Source organism: Pseudomonas lini, from assembly GCF_030812475.1.
GTDB classification, from domain to species: domain Bacteria; phylum Pseudomonadota; class Gammaproteobacteria; order Pseudomonadales; family Pseudomonadaceae; genus Aquipseudomonas; species Aquipseudomonas lini_A.
The window spans coordinates 76,249-91,651 of record NZ_JAUSSR010000002.1; the positions used below are offsets into that span (position 1 = coordinate 76,249).

Consider the following 15,403-nt stretch of genomic DNA (forward strand, 5'->3'; position numbering starts at 1 on the left):
AAGGCTCGAGACCGCTTTCGCTGGCAAGCCAGCTCCTACAGGGGTTCAACGGCTACACTCAGGCGGTCAGCGTTTGCGGGAGCCCCTGATGTCTTCCAGATCCGCCAGCCAGGCCTTGCGGCTACCTTCCATAGACAGTTTGTTGCGTCATCCGGCGTGCCAGCCACTGGCCGAGCGCTATGGGCGCGACGCGCTGCTGGCGAGCTTGCGGCAATTGCTCGATGACATGCGCGAGGCGGTGCATGACGGGGCGGTGGAGGGGGTGGAAATCAACCCGCAGGTATTGGCGGGAAGGGTCGGCGAGCGTTTGGCGATCCAGCACCGCAGCCATGTCCGCCGAGTATTCAACCTTACCGGCACCGTGCTCCACACCAACCTCGGTCGAGCACTGTTGCCCGAGGAAGCCATTGAAGCGGTGCAGCTCGCTGCGCGCTACCCGCTCAACCTGGAATTCGACCTGGACAGCGGCAGGCGCGGCGACCGTGACGACTTGATCGAAGGCTTGATCCGCGAGTTGACCGGCGCCGAAGCCGTGACCGTGGTCAACAACAATGCCGCCGCGGTGTTGCTGACGCTCAACAGCCTGGGCGCGCGCAAGGAAGGCATCATTTCCCGGGGCGAGCTGATCGAGATCGGCGGCGCGTTCCGGATTCCCGACATCATGGCCCGGGCCGGGGTGAAGCTGCACGAAGTCGGCACCACCAATCGCACCCATGCCCGGGATTATGAGGCAGCCATCGGTCCGCGCAGTGGCCTGGTGATGCGCGTCCATGCGAGCAACTACGCCATCGAAGGCTTCACCGCCCAGGTGCCGACCACCGAGCTGGCGCAAATAGCCCACCGACACGGATTGCCGTTGCTTGAGGACCTCGGCAGCGGCAGCCTGCTGGATCTGACACGCTGGGGATTGCCCGCCGAACCGACGGTGCGCCAGGCGCTGCTCGATGGCGCGGACATCGTGACCTTCAGCGGTGACAAGTTGCTCGGCGGGCCGCAAGCCGGGTTGATCGTCGGTCGCAAGGACCTGATCGCGCGAATCAAGAAGAACCCGCTCAAACGCGCCTTGCGGGTCGACAAACTGACCTTGGCCGCCCTCGAGGCCGTGTTGGGCCTGTATCGCAATCCGGACCGATTGGCCGAACGCTTGCCGAGTCTGCGCCTGCTGACCCGGCCACAAGCGGACATCCTGGCCCAGGCCGAACGCCTGCTGCCTGCGCTGGCCAGGGTGCTCGGCGACAGCTGGGGCGTCAGCGCAGTGACGGCACTGGGCATGATCGGCAGTGGCAGCCAACCGGTGGCGCGCCTGCCAAGTGCCGCGTTATGCCTGCGCCCGCTGGTGTCCAAACGTCTGCGCGGACGATGCTTGCACGGTCTGGAAACCAAGCTACGCGACTTGCCGATCCCGGTACTCGGACGCATCGATGACGACGCATTGTGGCTCGACCTGCGGCAACTGGACGACGAGGCGGCGTGGCTCGCGCAACTCGAGCAATGGCCGCAGGAGGGTGCACCAGGGTGATAGTCGGTACCGCAGGGCACGTCGATCATGGCAAGACAGCCTTGCTCCAGGCCCTGACCGGCCAGGCCGGCGATCGTCGCCGGGAAGAACGCGAGCGCGGCATGACCATCGACCTGGGTTACCTGTATGCGGCGCTGGAACCCGGAGCGCCCCTGACCGGTTTTATCGACGTGCCCGGTCATGAGCGCTTCACCCACAACATGCTGGCCGGGGCGCAGGGCATTGATCTGGTGCTGCTGGTGGTGGCGGCCGACGATGGTGTCATGCCACAGACCCGCGAACATCTGGCCATCGTCGAACTGCTGGGCATTCCCCGGGCACTGATTGCCATCACTAAATGCGACCGGGTCGATCCCGCCAGGGTGCAGGCCGTGCACGAACAGATCGAAGCGTTGCTGGCACCCGGACCCTATGCCGGTGCGCCGCGGATAGCGCTGTCGAGTGTGACCGGGACGGGAGTCGAGGCCCTGCGCCTGGCCTTGCTCCAGGCGCAACATGAAGTGCTGCAACGCAGCACCCGCGGCGGTTTCCGCCTGGCCATCGATCGCGCTTTCAGCGTGGCCGGTGCCGGTATCGTGGTGACCGGTACCGCGTTGTCCGGGCAGGTTGCGGTGGGTGATACGCTGATGCTCGGTCCCCATGGAAAACCGGTACGCGTGCGTGGCCTGCATGCGCAAAATCAAGCCGCGACTAGCGCGTGGGCCGGCCAGCGCGTGGCGTTGAACCTGAGTGCCGAGCGTCTGGCGCTGGAGCAGATTCACCGGGGGCACTGGCTGCTGGCCGAGTGGCTGTTTGCGCCGACCCAACGCCTGGATATCGAATTACGGTTACTGGCCAGCGAAAATCGGCCCCTGGAGCACTTTCAATCGGTGCATGTGCATGTGGCTACCCAGGACGTGACGGGACGGGTGGCGTTGCTCGAAGGCACAAACCTCGACCCCGGTGGGCAGATGCTCGCGCAGCTGCTGCTCAATGCACCGGTGCAGGCCGTGAAGGGCGATCCGCTGATTCTTCGCGACCAGAGCGCCCAACGCACGCTTGGCGGTGGCCGGGTACTCGACCCGTTTGCGCCGAGCCGACACCGCCGCAGTCCCGAGCGTTTGGCGCAGCTGCAGGCACTGGCCGGCAGCAATAGCCTGGAACAGGTGCTGCCGGTATTGCTGGCCAACAGCGACACAGGCCTCGATCCGCGACGCCTGGAGCGTCAGTTCAACCGTCTGCGGGATAACTGGGTGTTGCCGGGCGATGTGCATCTGATCGACACACGGCGAGGTTCATTGCTGTTCAGTGCGTCCCGCTGGGAAGCCCTGAAAATATCGGTGCTGGAACACCTCGCCCGTTTTCATCGACTTGAACCGGATCAAATGGGACCGGACCGGGATCGCTTGCGCCGGTTCACCGGCACCGCACTGGATCGTGCGGCCTTCATCAGCCTGCTTGAAGCATTGCTGGCCAGCGGCGCGATGGCGGCCAGCGGTCCGTGGTTGCATCTGCCCGATCATCAGGTGCGTTTGAGCGAAGAGGACGAAGCTTTGTGGCGACACTTGCAGCCGGTGTTCGAGCAGGCAGGCTTCGATCCGCCGTGGGTGCGCGACCTTGGCCATGACCCGGTCGCGGTACGCTTGCTGCTGCGCAAGATGGCGCGGCTGGGGTTGCTGCACCAGATAGTCCGTGATCTGTTCTACACCGATGCGATGCTGCGTCGATTGGCGGCTATGCTGGTGCAACTGGCGGCCGAGAACCCGCAGATCCAGGTCACGGCGTTTCGCGATAAGGTGGGCCTGGGGCGTAAACGCAGCATCCAGATTCTTGAATACTTCGACCGAATCGGCCTCACCCGGCGGTTCGGCGACAAGCGTCATCTACGACTCGACAATGCACTGGCTCAACCGAACGAGCCCTGAACTCAGGAAGGCAATCGCGCCCGGTGGCGCGGCCGGGCTTCAAACACGGTGGGGGACGGCATCCGTTCCCGGGCAGGTTCGACTCCCGCTGCCTTCCGCCATTTCAAATCTCCCCCCCAGGCACCAACAATTCCCTGTGGGAGCGAGACCGGCTTGTTGGCGAAGGCGTCGGTAGATTCAAAATCGCAGCGACTGACACACCGCTTTCGCGAGCAAGCCCGCTCCCACATTTGGAGCGGTGCCAGGGCACACATTTCCCAGACACCGAAAATCCCTGTAGGAGCTGGCTTGCCAGCGAAGGCGGCAGCCCACTCACCATCGCGCTCAGATTAGAGCGCGGGCCTGACGGTCATTGCTTCACATAACTCCCAGGTGCCGGTTCCAGCGGCGGGTATTGCTCATTACCGGCGTGCGACACTGCAGGCTGGCGTTCCCCGGCCTGATCGGCCAGCCAGACGAACCAATCGTTCCACCAACTGCCAGGATGCTGTTTGGCATTGCCGAACCAGCTTTCCGGGTCTTGATTGACCTGGTCGTTGGTCCAGTAGTGGCGTTTTTCCTTGGCCGGTGGATTGATCACGCCGGCGATATGCCCTGAAGCGCCAAGCACGAAACGCTTGGTCCCTGACAGCAAATCGGTGCTGGCGTAAGCGCTGCGCCATGGCACGATGTGGTCGTCATGGGTGGCGAGGATGTAGGCCGGGGCGTCGATGGCGCGCAGGTCCAGCTTGACCCCGCAGCAATCCAGATCGCCGGATTTCAGGTCGTTCTGCAAATAGGTATGGCGCAGGTACCAGCAATACATCGGCCCCGGCAGGTTAGTGCTGTCGTTGTTCCAGAACAGCAAATCCAGCGGGATCGGTTTCTGGCCCTTGAGGTATTTGTCGACGTTGTAGTTCCACCACAGGTCGTTGGGGCGCAGCAGCGAGAAGGTATTGCCCATGTCCTCGCCCTTGAACAGGCCGATGGGGCCATTGACGCCGCCGATGGTGCGCTCGCGGTAGGCCACCAATTGCTCGTCGACGAAGATATCGATCGGACCGGTATCGAGGTAATCGAGGAACGTGGTCAGCAGGCTGACACTGGCGATGTCCTTGTCGCCGCGGGCCGCCAATACGGCCAGCGCCGAACCCAGCAGCGTGCCGCCGATGCAGAAACCAACGCAATTGGGCCGTTGTTCGCCACTGATCTCGCGGGTCACCTGCAGGCCTTTGATAATGCCGGTTTCGACCAGGTCATCCCAAGTGGTGCCGGCGTGTGCCTGGTCGAAGTTGCGCCAGGACATCAGGAACACCGGGTGACCCTGCTGCAACAGATGGCGGACCATCGAGTTGTCCGGGCGCAGGTCGAGGATGTAGTACTTGTTGATCGCCGGCGGCACGATAAATACCGGGCGTCGGTATTGGGTTTCGCTTTGCGGGTAGTACTGGAGGAGCTGGAACAACTCGTTCTCGAAAACCACTTCGCCAGGAGTATTGGCAAGGTCGACGCCCACTTTGAAAGCACCGGCGTCGCACTGGCGCATCTTGCCTTCCTGCAAGTCGGCGGCCAAGTGCATCAGGCCGGTGACCAGGCTGCTGCCCTGGGTATCGACCAGTCGTTGCAGCGCGTCGGGATTGCTGGCAAGGAAATTGCTCGGGGCCGCGGCGGCGATCGCTTGCTCCACCAGATACAACAGACGCTGGCGTGGTTTCTTGTCGTTGATCGGCAGCAGATCGAGCAGCTTCAGCAGAAAACCGGCATTGAGCAGGTAAAACGCCGCGAGGGAACCAAACAACGGCTGGCTCCAGTTACCGCTGGCGAACCGGCGGTCGTCGAAGGTGAAGGCCTGGCCGGTCAGCAAGCGCTGGCCGAGTTCAGCCCACTGCTGATGATAATCCGACTGAAGGCTGTCCAGAGTGCTGCGTGGCACGTCGAACCAGGCGTTGTGGTCCTGCCCGGTGAACCACGGATTGGTAGCGACCCACAGACGCAACTGTTGCACCGCAAAAGAGGCAACGAACGGAACCTGGCCGGACCAGAAGGTGTTGAAAGTATGTGCGTTATTGTCCATGGAACTCCTTGCCCACATGAAAAGAACCAGACAGAAAAAAACCGCGGCGCCGGATTTCGGCGCTGCGGCTGCAGCCAGGAAAGCAGTTCGGTGAGTCTAGCGCTCGATGGCCAGGCTGACGCCCTGACCGCCACCGATGCACAAGGTGGCCAGACCTTTTTTGCCATCGCGACGAATCAGTTCATGCACCAGCGACACCAGGATACGCGCGCCCGATGCACCGATCGGATGACCGAGGGCAATCGCGCCACCGTTGACGTTGACCTTGTTCATGTCCCAACCCAGTTCCTTGCTTACGGCCAGCGACTGCGCGGCGAACGCTTCGTTGGCTTCGATCAGGTCCAGGTCGTCCAGGCTCCAGCCGGCCTTGGTCAGGGCCAGGCGGGTGGCAGGCACCGGGCCGATGCCCATGATCGACGGGTCGACACCGGCACTGGCATAAGCCTTGATACGGGCCAGCACTGGCAAGCCGAGGGCCTGGGCCTTTTCGGCGCTGGCCAGCATCAGCACGGCGGCGCCGTCGTTAAGAGTCGATGCGTTGCCGGCGGTGACGGTACCGGTTTTCTGGAACGCCGGCTTGAGGTTGCCCAGGGCCTGGATTGTGCTGCTCGGGCGGGGTTGTTCATCGGTGTCGAAGACCACCGGGTCGCCCTTGCGCTGGGGAATCAGGATCGGGGTGATTTCAGCCTTGAAATAACCGCCTTCGATGGCGGCAGAGGCTTTCTGTTGCGAGGCCGCGGCAAAGGCGTCCTGGTCTTCGCGACTGAGCTCATACTTGCTGGCCAGGTTTTCGGCGGTGATGCCCATGTGGTAATCGTTGAACGCATCCCACAAGCCATCCTGGATCACGCTGTCCTGCAGCTGCGCATGACCCATGCGCAGGCCGGTGCGTGCCTTGGGCAACACATACGGTGCCAGGCTCATGTTTTCCTGGCCGCCGGCGATCACCAGTTCGGCGTCGCCGCAACGGATTGCCTGGACCGCGAGCTGGACCGCCTTGAGGCCGGAGCCGCAGACTTTGTTCAGGGTCAGGGCAGGGACGGTATGGGGCAGGCCGGCCTTGATGGCCGACTGGCGTGCCGGGTTCTGCCCGGAGCCTGCGGTCAGCACCTGGCCGAGGATCACTTCATCGATCTGTGCAGCATCGACACCGGTCTGTTCGAGCAGGCGACGAATCACTGCTGCGCCCAGTTCGGTGGCGGGAATGGCGGACAGGGAACCTTGGAAACTGCCAATGGCGGTACGCGTAGCGGCAACGATTACGACTTCGTTCATGCAAAACCTCATAAGGATTGTGTCAAGCGAGAGCAGGGCGTCCTTGCCCTGACAGACTTATTGCATGTTCATGCCGCCATTGACCGAGAAGTCGGCGCCGGTGCTGTAGCCCGATTCATCGGAGGCCAGCCAGGCCACGATCGAGGCGATTTCTTCGGGTTGGCCGAGGCGGCCGACCGGGGTAGCGGCGATCATGGTGTCGAGAATGTCCTGGCGGATGGCCGCGGTCATGCTGGTCTGGATATAGCCGGGGGAGACGGTGTTGACGGTCACGCCCTTGCCTGAAACTTCACGGGCCAGGGCCATGGTGAAGCCATGGATGCCGGCTTTGGCCGCGCTGTAGTTGGTCTGGCCGAACTGGCCACGTTGACCGTTGATCGAGGAGATGTTGATGATCCGGCCCCAGCCCTTGGACAACATGCCTTCAATCACCTGTTTGGTGGTGTTGAACATGCCGTTTAGGTTGGTGTTGATGACGGCGTTCCAGTCTTCCGGAGTGATTTTGCGGAAGGACGCGTCACGGGTGATGCCGGCGTTGTTGACCAGTACATCCACCGGGCCGAATTGTTCACGGGCCAACTCGAAAGCCTTGCGGGTGGACTCCCAATCGGTGATGTCGCCGTAGATGAATTCGAACTGATAACCCGCCGCCAGCTGGCTCGCTGCCCATTCATTCTTGCGGGCGGAATCCGAGCTGCAGCCCACGATGACTTTGAAACCTTCATTGTGCAGGCGCTGACAAATTGCCGTGCCGATCCCACCCATACCGCCAGTAACCAACGCAATACGACCAAGCGATTTCATACAGTCTTTCCTTTCTATTTTTTGCGTTGCAGGATGGGGTGTGATTCTTCTGTATTGGCGAGGGATGCGGAAGTGTTGGTAGGTGACTGTCTGGTGTCCAACGGCGCCATGCAGATTTTTTAATCCACTCGCAAAAAGTGAGCTTTACCTATACTGAGATCAATTCTGCAAATTGAACCGCCGGTTAATATTTTGTTTTAACGCAGATCAGTATGGCTCCGGACAGGACGTTCGGTTCCACAGGTCAATGAGGACGCCATGTATAGAATGAGTTCCGGTTACGCCAACGTGCTGGTCAATACGCTGTCAGCGGAAGGACTGGATGTCGCCCACCTTTGTCAGGAGGCTGGACTGGACTTGACCATCGCGCACACGCCAGGAGCATCGTGCGAACGAAGGGTGATCTATCGGCTTTGGCAGCTGGCGGCGCAGGCCAGCGGCGATCCGGACATCGGTTTGAAAGCCTATGGCCATTTTCATCCCGGCAGTTTTCAGATCGTCGGTTACACCATGATGTCGAGCCTGAACCTGAAAAGGGCGCTGGAACGCCTGGTGCGGTTCAGCCCGTTGATCGGCACCGGGTTCAGCCTGTTTTTTGTTCCGGAGCTTGAGCATTACCGAATGGCCTCGCTCGATCATCAACAGTGCGGATCGAGCAAGCCTCGGCAATATGCCGATGCCGGGCTGGCTTCCCTGCTGGGCTTCTGCCGCTGGCTGGGCGACGGTACGCTGCCGCAGCCCCTGAGCGTGGAATTCAGCTATCCGGAACCGCGAGACACGTCCGAGCATCAGCGGCTGTTTGGCTGCGACCTGCAATTCGGTTCGGCCTACGACAGCATTCTGTTTGACGGCCAGGAATTGTTGCGTCCGTTGAGCATGGCCAACGAGGCGCTGGCGGTCCTGCATGACAGTTTCGCCGAGGCGCAGTTGGATTCGCTGTGCGGTTTCTCCATTGTCGGCAAAATCCGCGCGCTGCTCACCGAGCGTTTGAGTCATGGCCAGGGGCAATGCGACATGGAGTCGATCGCCGCTGCCTTGAACCTCAGCAAGCGCACTCTGCAACGCGCCCTGGAAAGGGACGGGACCCAGTTCAAGGATGTGCAGAATGCCGTGCGCCGCCAACTGGCCGATTTCTACCTGCGCCATTCTCACTTCAACATGAAGCATGTGGCGTATCTCCTTGGTTTTCATGACCACAGCAGCTTCAACAAAGCCTGCAGCCGCTGGTTCGGCATGACCCCCGGTCAGTATCGGGCCGATGAATCCTTCGAGATCCGGGAGGCCGCGCGGATGTGACGCGGCCTCTCATCACTGAGCAAAGCTATTTGGCAGGAGGTTTCTTTACGCCTTTTTTCGAGGTGCGCACCGGCTTCGCGGCTTTGGCGCCAAGCTTGGGGAGTATTGCCGGGACTTTTGGTTCGGTCGGCTTGGTGGATAGCGGCTTGGCCGCCACCACCGGGACTTGCTGCTTGCTCGGCTCAGGTGTGGCCACCGGGTCTTTTTGCTCGACTGGCGGCGGTGCGATCACGGGAGCTTTTGGCTCGACTGGCGGCGGTGCGATCACGGGAGCTTTTGGCTCGACTGGCTGAGGTATCACGACGGGCGCTTTTGGCTCGACTGGCGGAGTTATTACCCCCACGGCTTTTTGCTTGACTGGCTCAGCGGTTGCCACGGGAGCTTTTTGCTTGATAGGTTCCGATGGCGCCTCGGGCGCTTTTTTCTCTACGGGCTGCGGTGTTGCCACGGGAGCTGTTGGTTTCATCGGCTCAGGTGTTACCACAGGTGGTTCCTGCTTGACGACCTGGGTTGGCGCTTGGGCTTCACTTGACGCCTGGATTGCGTTGAAACCCGGCAAAGGCACATCGAGCAGCGTGTGCAGCTCACACCAGACCGGATGTTGAGCCCCGTCGATTGTCAGCAGTTCCGGCAGCAGATTGGCCACCGCCGCCAACACTTGTTGGCGTTCTACGGCCTCGGGCAGTATCAACGGCAGGCTCTGCACGCTTTCCTGCGGATAAGTGGCGACCAGCATTTTTTGCAGGTTCAACGTTTCGCGCAAGTCAAGTGGCGCAGCACCTTCAGCCTGCAGCGGCGCCTGCAATTTGCGGATCAATTTCTCTACGCTTTGCTGGCCGGGCTCGTTGCTGTCGCGGCCCAGCAGAAACAGGATGCGGATCAAGGCTTCCATCAGGCCGCCAACGGGCAGCGCGTCCTGCAGGCGTTCGATCACCAGCTTGTCGTGCTGCTCGGCATGTGCCTGCAGGTTTCGCCCCGCTGGATTACCGGTGAGGCTGTTCAATACCCCATAGATTCCGTAGAAACACAGCTCCTGGGTGGCATCGCGCAGATCGCGGTAGCTGTCCAGGGCATCCTGAATCTGGTTGGAGAACAAAGCCTGCCAGGCCAGGAGAGGGTTGTCCGGGGCGGCAGGCTGACGATCCTTGCTCACCTGGGAGGCACCGGCGGACAACCACCACAAGGCCGGGTTCATGCTGCTCCACATCACTTGTTGCTGATGGAAGGGGTGGGAGCGTCGGATCATTTCGGCGGCCGGTTCGTTGATCCACTGCCGCAACCAGGGGCGTATGAAGCTGTCATAGAGATTGTTGTTGAGAGCGGATGCGCGTTCGACCAGGGCAAATTCGCGATCGTCGTCACGGCGCGGCTGCTCGTCGCCATGAATGTCGGCGATGCGCCGCGGTTCGAAACGCACGGCATAGGCAGTCGCCGAGTTTTCCGGCAGGTCTTCGATCAACATTTCATAGAGTCCGGCCGGCAAGGCATTGATGGTATCGACAGCACCGAGCAGTTCCCGGTGCTCGCGCCGGGCTACTTCACCGGACACGAAGATGCCCAGGTGGCCGATGCTGGCATGGCGCAGGTAAACGATGGTGCGCCCGGCACTTTGCAGCGCGAGGTCACTGGGGTAGACGTCGGCGATCCAGTCCAGCGCCTGTTGCGGCGAAGTGATGTTGTCGCCATAGGAGCAGAACACCACCACCGGCACTTCGATGCGTTTCAGATCCAGCGCGCTGCTCTTGCGCCCCAGGCCGCCGGACAATCGGTTGCCGATGAACAGGTCGTCGACAATCATTTCGATTTCTTCGCCGTTGAGCAGCGTCGGGCTGCCCCACCAGCGCTCGAAATCCAGGAAGCGCCCGGCCTCGCTGTCGACTTCGCTGAACAGGTGGTAGTACTTGCCCCACCAGCTGTTCGCCGGGTCGAGGCTTTCGAAGTTGCTCACCAGCCAGGTGCCGTCGAAACGGTCGTTGCCCAAGTCGCTGCCCAGGCGCGCCATCCAGCCGCCCCCCAGCAGGCCACCGGTGTAGCGCATCGGATTGCGCCCATTGACGCCGGCCCAGTAGGACAGCGGCGCGCCATTGACGATGATCAGCCCCGGCAACTCCGGCCGGGAAGCTGCCAACCCCATCAAGGCCCAACCGGCCTGGCAGTTACCGATCACCACCGGTTTGCTACTGGCAGGATGCCGGGCGCTGACGACCTCGAGGAACCTGGCCTGGGCGGCGCTAATGTCCGCAAGGGTCTGCCCGGGTCTTGGCGAGTGGCTGAAGGAGATGAAATAGGTAGGGTGACCCGCCCGCAGGCTTTCGCCGATGACCGAATCCTGTTTGAAACCGCCGATGCCCGAACCATGACCGCCCCGTGGATCGATGATGATCACCGGCGGTTTATTGCTGTCTATCGCTTTGCCGGAGCCGCCGAAGACCTGCAACAGCGAGTAATTGACCGGGCGGGGCAGGTCTGCACCGGCGACCAGGGTTTCATGATCGAACTTGAGCAGCAGCGGATACCCGGCCCGTTCGTGCGCCAGGGTGTTGTCGCCACGCTGACGCAAGGTGTCCCAGAACAGCACGCTGCGTTGGGCCAGATCAGTGAAATATTCCTGCCATTCCTTCGCGGTAGGCTGTCTCAGTTGCCCCAGACTTGAGGGGGCAAAGGTTTTTGCCTGGCGCTTTTGCACGGCGTCGAGCACGTTGCGGGTATTGAGGCGTTGCAGGTGATTCAGGTGTTCGAACAACCCTGAGCCTGGTGTAAGCCTTTCATCTTGCAACGCAATATGTTCTTCCTGGCCCATCGTGATCTCCTGATGCCTTATAAGAGAAGCGACGCATCCAACCCGTTATTGAACAAGGCTGGGCCGGCCGTCTGATAGTCAGGAGTTTAGACCTATTAAGAGCACAACTGACAAGGTTTATTTTGCGCTGCACAAAATAAGGGTTGCCAAAATGTTTTGTGCACTGCAATATCAAGGCTAACGCGATGTCTGGCAGGATCGCTATCGCGTCCTCTGGCCCATTCGGGCCTTCCAGTACCAGGAGATTCAAGCATGTCTTTTTTCAACTCGGAAAAACTGCAAGCCACTCAGAAAGCCAACCTCGACCTGATCCAGCAAATCAGCGGCAAGGTCTTCGCCAGCGTTGAACAGCTCAGCCAGTTGCAGTTCAAGGCCCTGCGCGAGTCTTCCGAAGAGCAGTTTGAAGGTGTTCGCAAGCTGCTGGCCGTACGCGGTCCACAGGATTTCGCCGAGCTGCAGGCTTCTTTCACCCAGCCGAACAAGCAAACCGAACGCCTGACCGAGTTCAATCGCCAGGTTCAGGCGCTGATCGCCGAAACCCAGTCGGACATCGCCAAGCTGGCCTCCAGCCAGGTTGAAGCCGGCACCCAGCAAGTGCAAGAGTTCGTTGAAGCAATCAGCAAGAATGCACCTGCCGGCTCCGAGCCAGTAGTGAACGCGTTCAAGTCGGGCCTGGCAAGTGCCGGCACTGCATTTGAAAACGCACAGAAAGCCGCAAAGCAGGCTTCCGAAACGGCTCAGACCAGTTTCGCCGAAGCGACTGCCGCAGCCACCAAAGCAGCTCCGGAAGCAAGCACCAAGACTGGTAACAAGTAAGTCTTAGCAAGCCGGCTGTACCGATGGCGATGGGTTTACTCCCCATCGCCATTTTTTTCGCCTGGAACAAACTGATCGGCAGGGCTCAGGCCGACAGCAGGCGCTTGATCCACTCGAGCAGTACGCCGGGCAACAGTTCAGGTTGGGGCAGCAAGGCATATTGCCGCGAGCCGAATACCGCCGGCAGGTAACTTGCGGCCTGACGGTCGATGGTCAGACAGAACGGATAGATACCTTGCAGCCTGGCTTCGTTCACGGCCTGGCGCATGTCTTCCACGCCATAGCGGCCTTCATACAGGTCGACATCGTTGGGCTTGCCATCGGAGAGCAGCAAGAGCAGCCGGTGGGTCGCCGCTTGTCGCATCAACAAGGTACTGGCGTGGCGAATGGCTGCACCTGCCCGGGTATAGCGCTCCGGTTCCAGTGCGGCAATGCGCCGACCCACGGCAGCGCTGTAGCGCTCGTCGAAAGCCTTGAGGGTGCGGATCGTCACCCGCTGCGGCCCCTCGCCGGAAAACGCCAGCACGCTATAGGGTTCGCACAGGCTCTCCAGCGCCAGACAGACCAGCAGCAACGCCTCGCGCTCGACATCGATGATCCGGCGATGGCGCGACAGCCAGCTGTCGGTGGAACCGCTGACGTCAATCAGCAACATGATCGCCATGTCGCGCCGACTGCGCCGCTGGGACTGATACAACGCCTGGGGCATGCTCAAGCCGGCGCGGGCCTCGGCACAACCGTCGATATAGGCTTCCAGGTCGATGTCATCGCCGTCCATTTGTTTGCGCAACCTGACGCGCTGGGCGCGCAGCTTTTCAAAATGCTGGCGGATGGCAGTGAGCATCGACCGATGGCTTTCAAGGGTTTGGTCGACCCATTGCTGTGGGCCTTCATGGGCGGGGCACAGCTGCAAGGTTGTACCCGGATCACGGTAGACCTGAGTGCGGTAGTCCCATTCGGGGTAGCTGATTGCGTTTTCGGCAAGCGCGGGTGCCAGGTGTCGAACGCGGGTCTGAGGTGGATCGTCACTCAGCAACACTTCTTTGGGGCTGCCTGCTGCGACCACCAGTCGGGCTTCGTCGAGTTCGGACAATCCGTCGGCAAAATCATCTGCCGGGATGTCCGTATCCCGGTCGACCGGGCGTTGCATGCCCACGGGGTCTTCGGCCTTTTCCAGGGGCTCGGCGGATTGCACCATCCAAGGGCCTTGTTCCTGATCGTTGTCTTCGTCGGCCCGGGCCTCGCGCACCTTTGGCTGGCGTTCGAGACGGGCGCTGCGTGGCAGCGTGTCAGTGATATCGATGGCGCCGGGCAGCGTCGGCACCTCTTGTTGGGCCGACGGCTCGCGCAAGTCGCCGGTCCAGGCATCGAGCAGCAACAGATGTGCGCAATGCCGGTGAGTTACGTCGGCGGACAAGAGGCTTGCCGCGAGGGTTTGTGCCTGACGCAGCGAATCGGTGGCGGTGGCGGGTATTGCCAGCCCCTCCACGGATTCGCCGCATTCAGTGGCCAGGATTCGACGAAGCAGATTTTCCAGGGGCCGTCGATGTTCGGCAAACGCCTGAAGGGGCGGGCGCATGGCCAGTGCCTGCTGGCGCAACCCCCGGATCGGTGTCGCCAGCCCCGGCAGCAATCGCACCAGATCCCGGTCGGCAGCCCAGGCTTCGAGCAGCAGATAGACGCTGCGTTGCATCGGATCGGCAAGATCCCGCAGATGGTCGGCACTGCCCCTTTGCGCGCGCATGGTCTGTTGCAAGGCCTGGGTCCTGAAACGTTGCGTGGCGAGCAGTCCATCGTCGCTACCTGAAGACTCCGGCAGCCAGACAGACACGCCGTCGGTCGCTGGCACGGCGCGTTGCCGACCCGGGTTCTCACTCCGCAGAAAAAGCTTTTTCAGCAACGTGGGGCGCGTGGGCGGTTGTGCGACGCGCAGCGGATAGTGAGTGCCAAACAGAGCCTGGATCAGCAAATCAAGGTGTTGCGCGACATCCGCCAGGGTGACGACTTTTCCACGGGTGGCGGGGCCCCGGTGACGGCGCCACAGCGCCTGGGCGTACACCGTTGCATGGCGTGCGACATCGGTGATGAGGTCTTCGGCTTCGGCCATTTAGATAAAGGTCAGGTCAACCAGGTCGCGCATGGCTGCCACCAGCACCGCGTCATCGGACAGCGGTGAGATCAGCGCGGCCCGGCAGGCGGCCTGAGCGGCAATGCCGCTGGTGATCAAGCGGGCAGTCGCGATCAGCAGGCGCGTACTGGGAACTTCCGCCAGGCCCCGGTCTTGCAAGGCGCGCAGCCGATGGGCGAGGGTGACCAGGGCATGGGCGGTGGCGTAGTCGGTTGCGCCCTCATGGATAACGATGGCGATCTCACGCTCGGCCGGCGGGAAGTCGAAATCCAGCGCCACGAAGCGCTGGCGGGTACTGGGCTTGAGGTCCTTGAGTATCCGCTGGTAACCAGGGTTGTAAGACACCACCAGTTGAAAATAGGGCGAGGCTTCGAGAATCTCGCCGATCTTGTCCAGTGGCAGGATGCGCCGGTGGTCGGTCAGTGGGTGCAATACCACCACCGTGTCCTGCCGCGCTTCGACCACTTCATCGAGGTAGCAGATCGCGCCTTCGCGTACTGCTCGTGTCAGTGGGCCCTCCGCCCAATGGGTGCCTTGATGACCGATCAGGAAGCGTCCGACCAGGTCGCTGGCACTCAGGTCGTCATGGCAGGAGATGGTGATCAACGGGCGTTGCAGTCGCCAGGCCATGTGTTCGACAAAGCGGGTCTTGCCACACCCGGTGGGCCCTTTGAGCATGATCGCCATTTGCCGGGCGTGACACTGCTCGAAGATCTCTACCTCGTCGCCGCAGGGTTGGTAATAGGGTTCGGCTTGCGGCAATGCGGATTCTGCGGCCTGCATTTGCTGCTGCATCAGCGAACGATCT

10 protein-coding genes and 1 tRNA gene are annotated in these 15,403 nt (G+C 61.6%); 5 read left to right on the forward strand and 6 right to left on the reverse strand.

Annotated elements, in window-relative coordinates; all coding sequences use genetic code 11:
* Positions 1-88 precede the first annotated feature (88 nt).
* The 3 genes from selA (at position 89) to J2W17_RS04235 (ending at position 3,524) form a co-directional block, all read left to right on the forward strand.
* Entirely contained in the window at positions 89-1,519 is a 1,431-nt protein-coding gene (gene selA, locus J2W17_RS04225; protein WP_307329732.1) for an L-seryl-tRNA(Sec) selenium transferase, read from the forward strand.
* Positions 1,516-3,423 carry a selenocysteine-specific translation elongation factor gene (gene selB, locus J2W17_RS04230; protein ID WP_307329735.1) on the forward strand — a complete coding sequence of 636 codons (1,908 nt, stop codon included), beginning with the start codon at positions 1,516-1,518 and terminating at the stop codon, positions 3,421-3,423. The genes selA and selB overlap by 4 nt, the downstream gene beginning before the upstream one ends.
* A 5-nt stretch (positions 3,424-3,428) precedes the next feature.
* Positions 3,429-3,524: transfer RNA gene (locus J2W17_RS04235), tRNA-Sec, on the forward strand.
* Positions 3,525-3,772: 248 nt separating this feature from the next.
* On the opposite strand, the gene phaC is transcribed toward J2W17_RS04235, so the two are convergent.
* From phaC to phbB, 3 genes are all read right to left on the reverse strand, one after another.
* Positions 3,773-5,476, reverse strand: a complete 1,704-nt coding sequence (phaC, locus tag J2W17_RS04240; protein WP_307329737.1) for a class I poly(R)-hydroxyalkanoic acid synthase — start codon at positions 5,474-5,476, stop codon at positions 3,773-3,775.
* Positions 5,477-5,572: 96 nt separating this feature from the next.
* Positions 5,573-6,751: an acetyl-CoA C-acetyltransferase gene (locus J2W17_RS04245; RefSeq protein WP_307329740.1), complete on the reverse strand. Its 1,179-nt coding sequence runs from the start codon at positions 6,749-6,751 to the stop codon at positions 5,573-5,575.
* A 57-nt stretch (positions 6,752-6,808) separates the two neighbouring features.
* Positions 6,809-7,555 (reverse strand): acetoacetyl-CoA reductase, encoded by a 747-nt coding sequence (phbB, locus tag J2W17_RS04250; protein WP_307329743.1) that lies wholly within the window; start codon positions 7,553-7,555, stop codon positions 6,809-6,811.
* Positions 7,556-7,813: 258 nt separating this feature from the next.
* Between phbB and J2W17_RS04255 the strand changes: the two genes are divergently transcribed.
* Positions 7,814-8,851 carry an AraC family transcriptional regulator gene (locus J2W17_RS04255; RefSeq protein ID WP_307329746.1) on the forward strand — a complete coding sequence of 346 codons (1,038 nt, stop codon included), beginning with the start codon at positions 7,814-7,816 and terminating at the stop codon, positions 8,849-8,851.
* A 25-nt stretch (positions 8,852-8,876) separates the two neighbouring features.
* On the opposite strand, the gene J2W17_RS04260 is transcribed toward J2W17_RS04255, so the two are convergent.
* Complete coding sequence (locus tag J2W17_RS04260; protein ID WP_307329752.1) at positions 8,877-11,651, reverse strand: DUF3141 domain-containing protein; 2,775 nt, start codon at positions 11,649-11,651, stop codon at positions 8,877-8,879.
* A gap of 252 nt (positions 11,652-11,903) precedes the next feature.
* Between J2W17_RS04260 and phaP the strand changes: the two genes are divergently transcribed.
* A complete protein-coding gene (phaP, locus tag J2W17_RS04265; protein WP_064677690.1) occupies positions 11,904-12,467 on the forward strand; it encodes a TIGR01841 family phasin in 564 nt (187 codons plus the stop codon).
* Between the two features lie 85 nt (positions 12,468-12,552).
* On the opposite strand, the gene J2W17_RS04270 is transcribed toward phaP, so the two are convergent.
* Both J2W17_RS04270 and J2W17_RS04275 read right to left on the reverse strand, forming a co-directional pair.
* On the reverse strand, positions 12,553-14,574 hold the full coding sequence (locus J2W17_RS04270) for a nitric oxide reductase activation protein NorD (protein WP_307329759.1): 2,022 nt from the start codon (positions 14,572-14,574) through the stop codon (positions 12,553-12,555).
* Positions 14,575-15,390, reverse strand: a complete 816-nt coding sequence (locus J2W17_RS04275; protein WP_307330945.1) for a CbbQ/NirQ/NorQ/GpvN family protein — start codon at positions 15,388-15,390, stop codon at positions 14,575-14,577.
* Between the last annotated feature and the right edge of the window lie 13 nt (positions 15,391-15,403).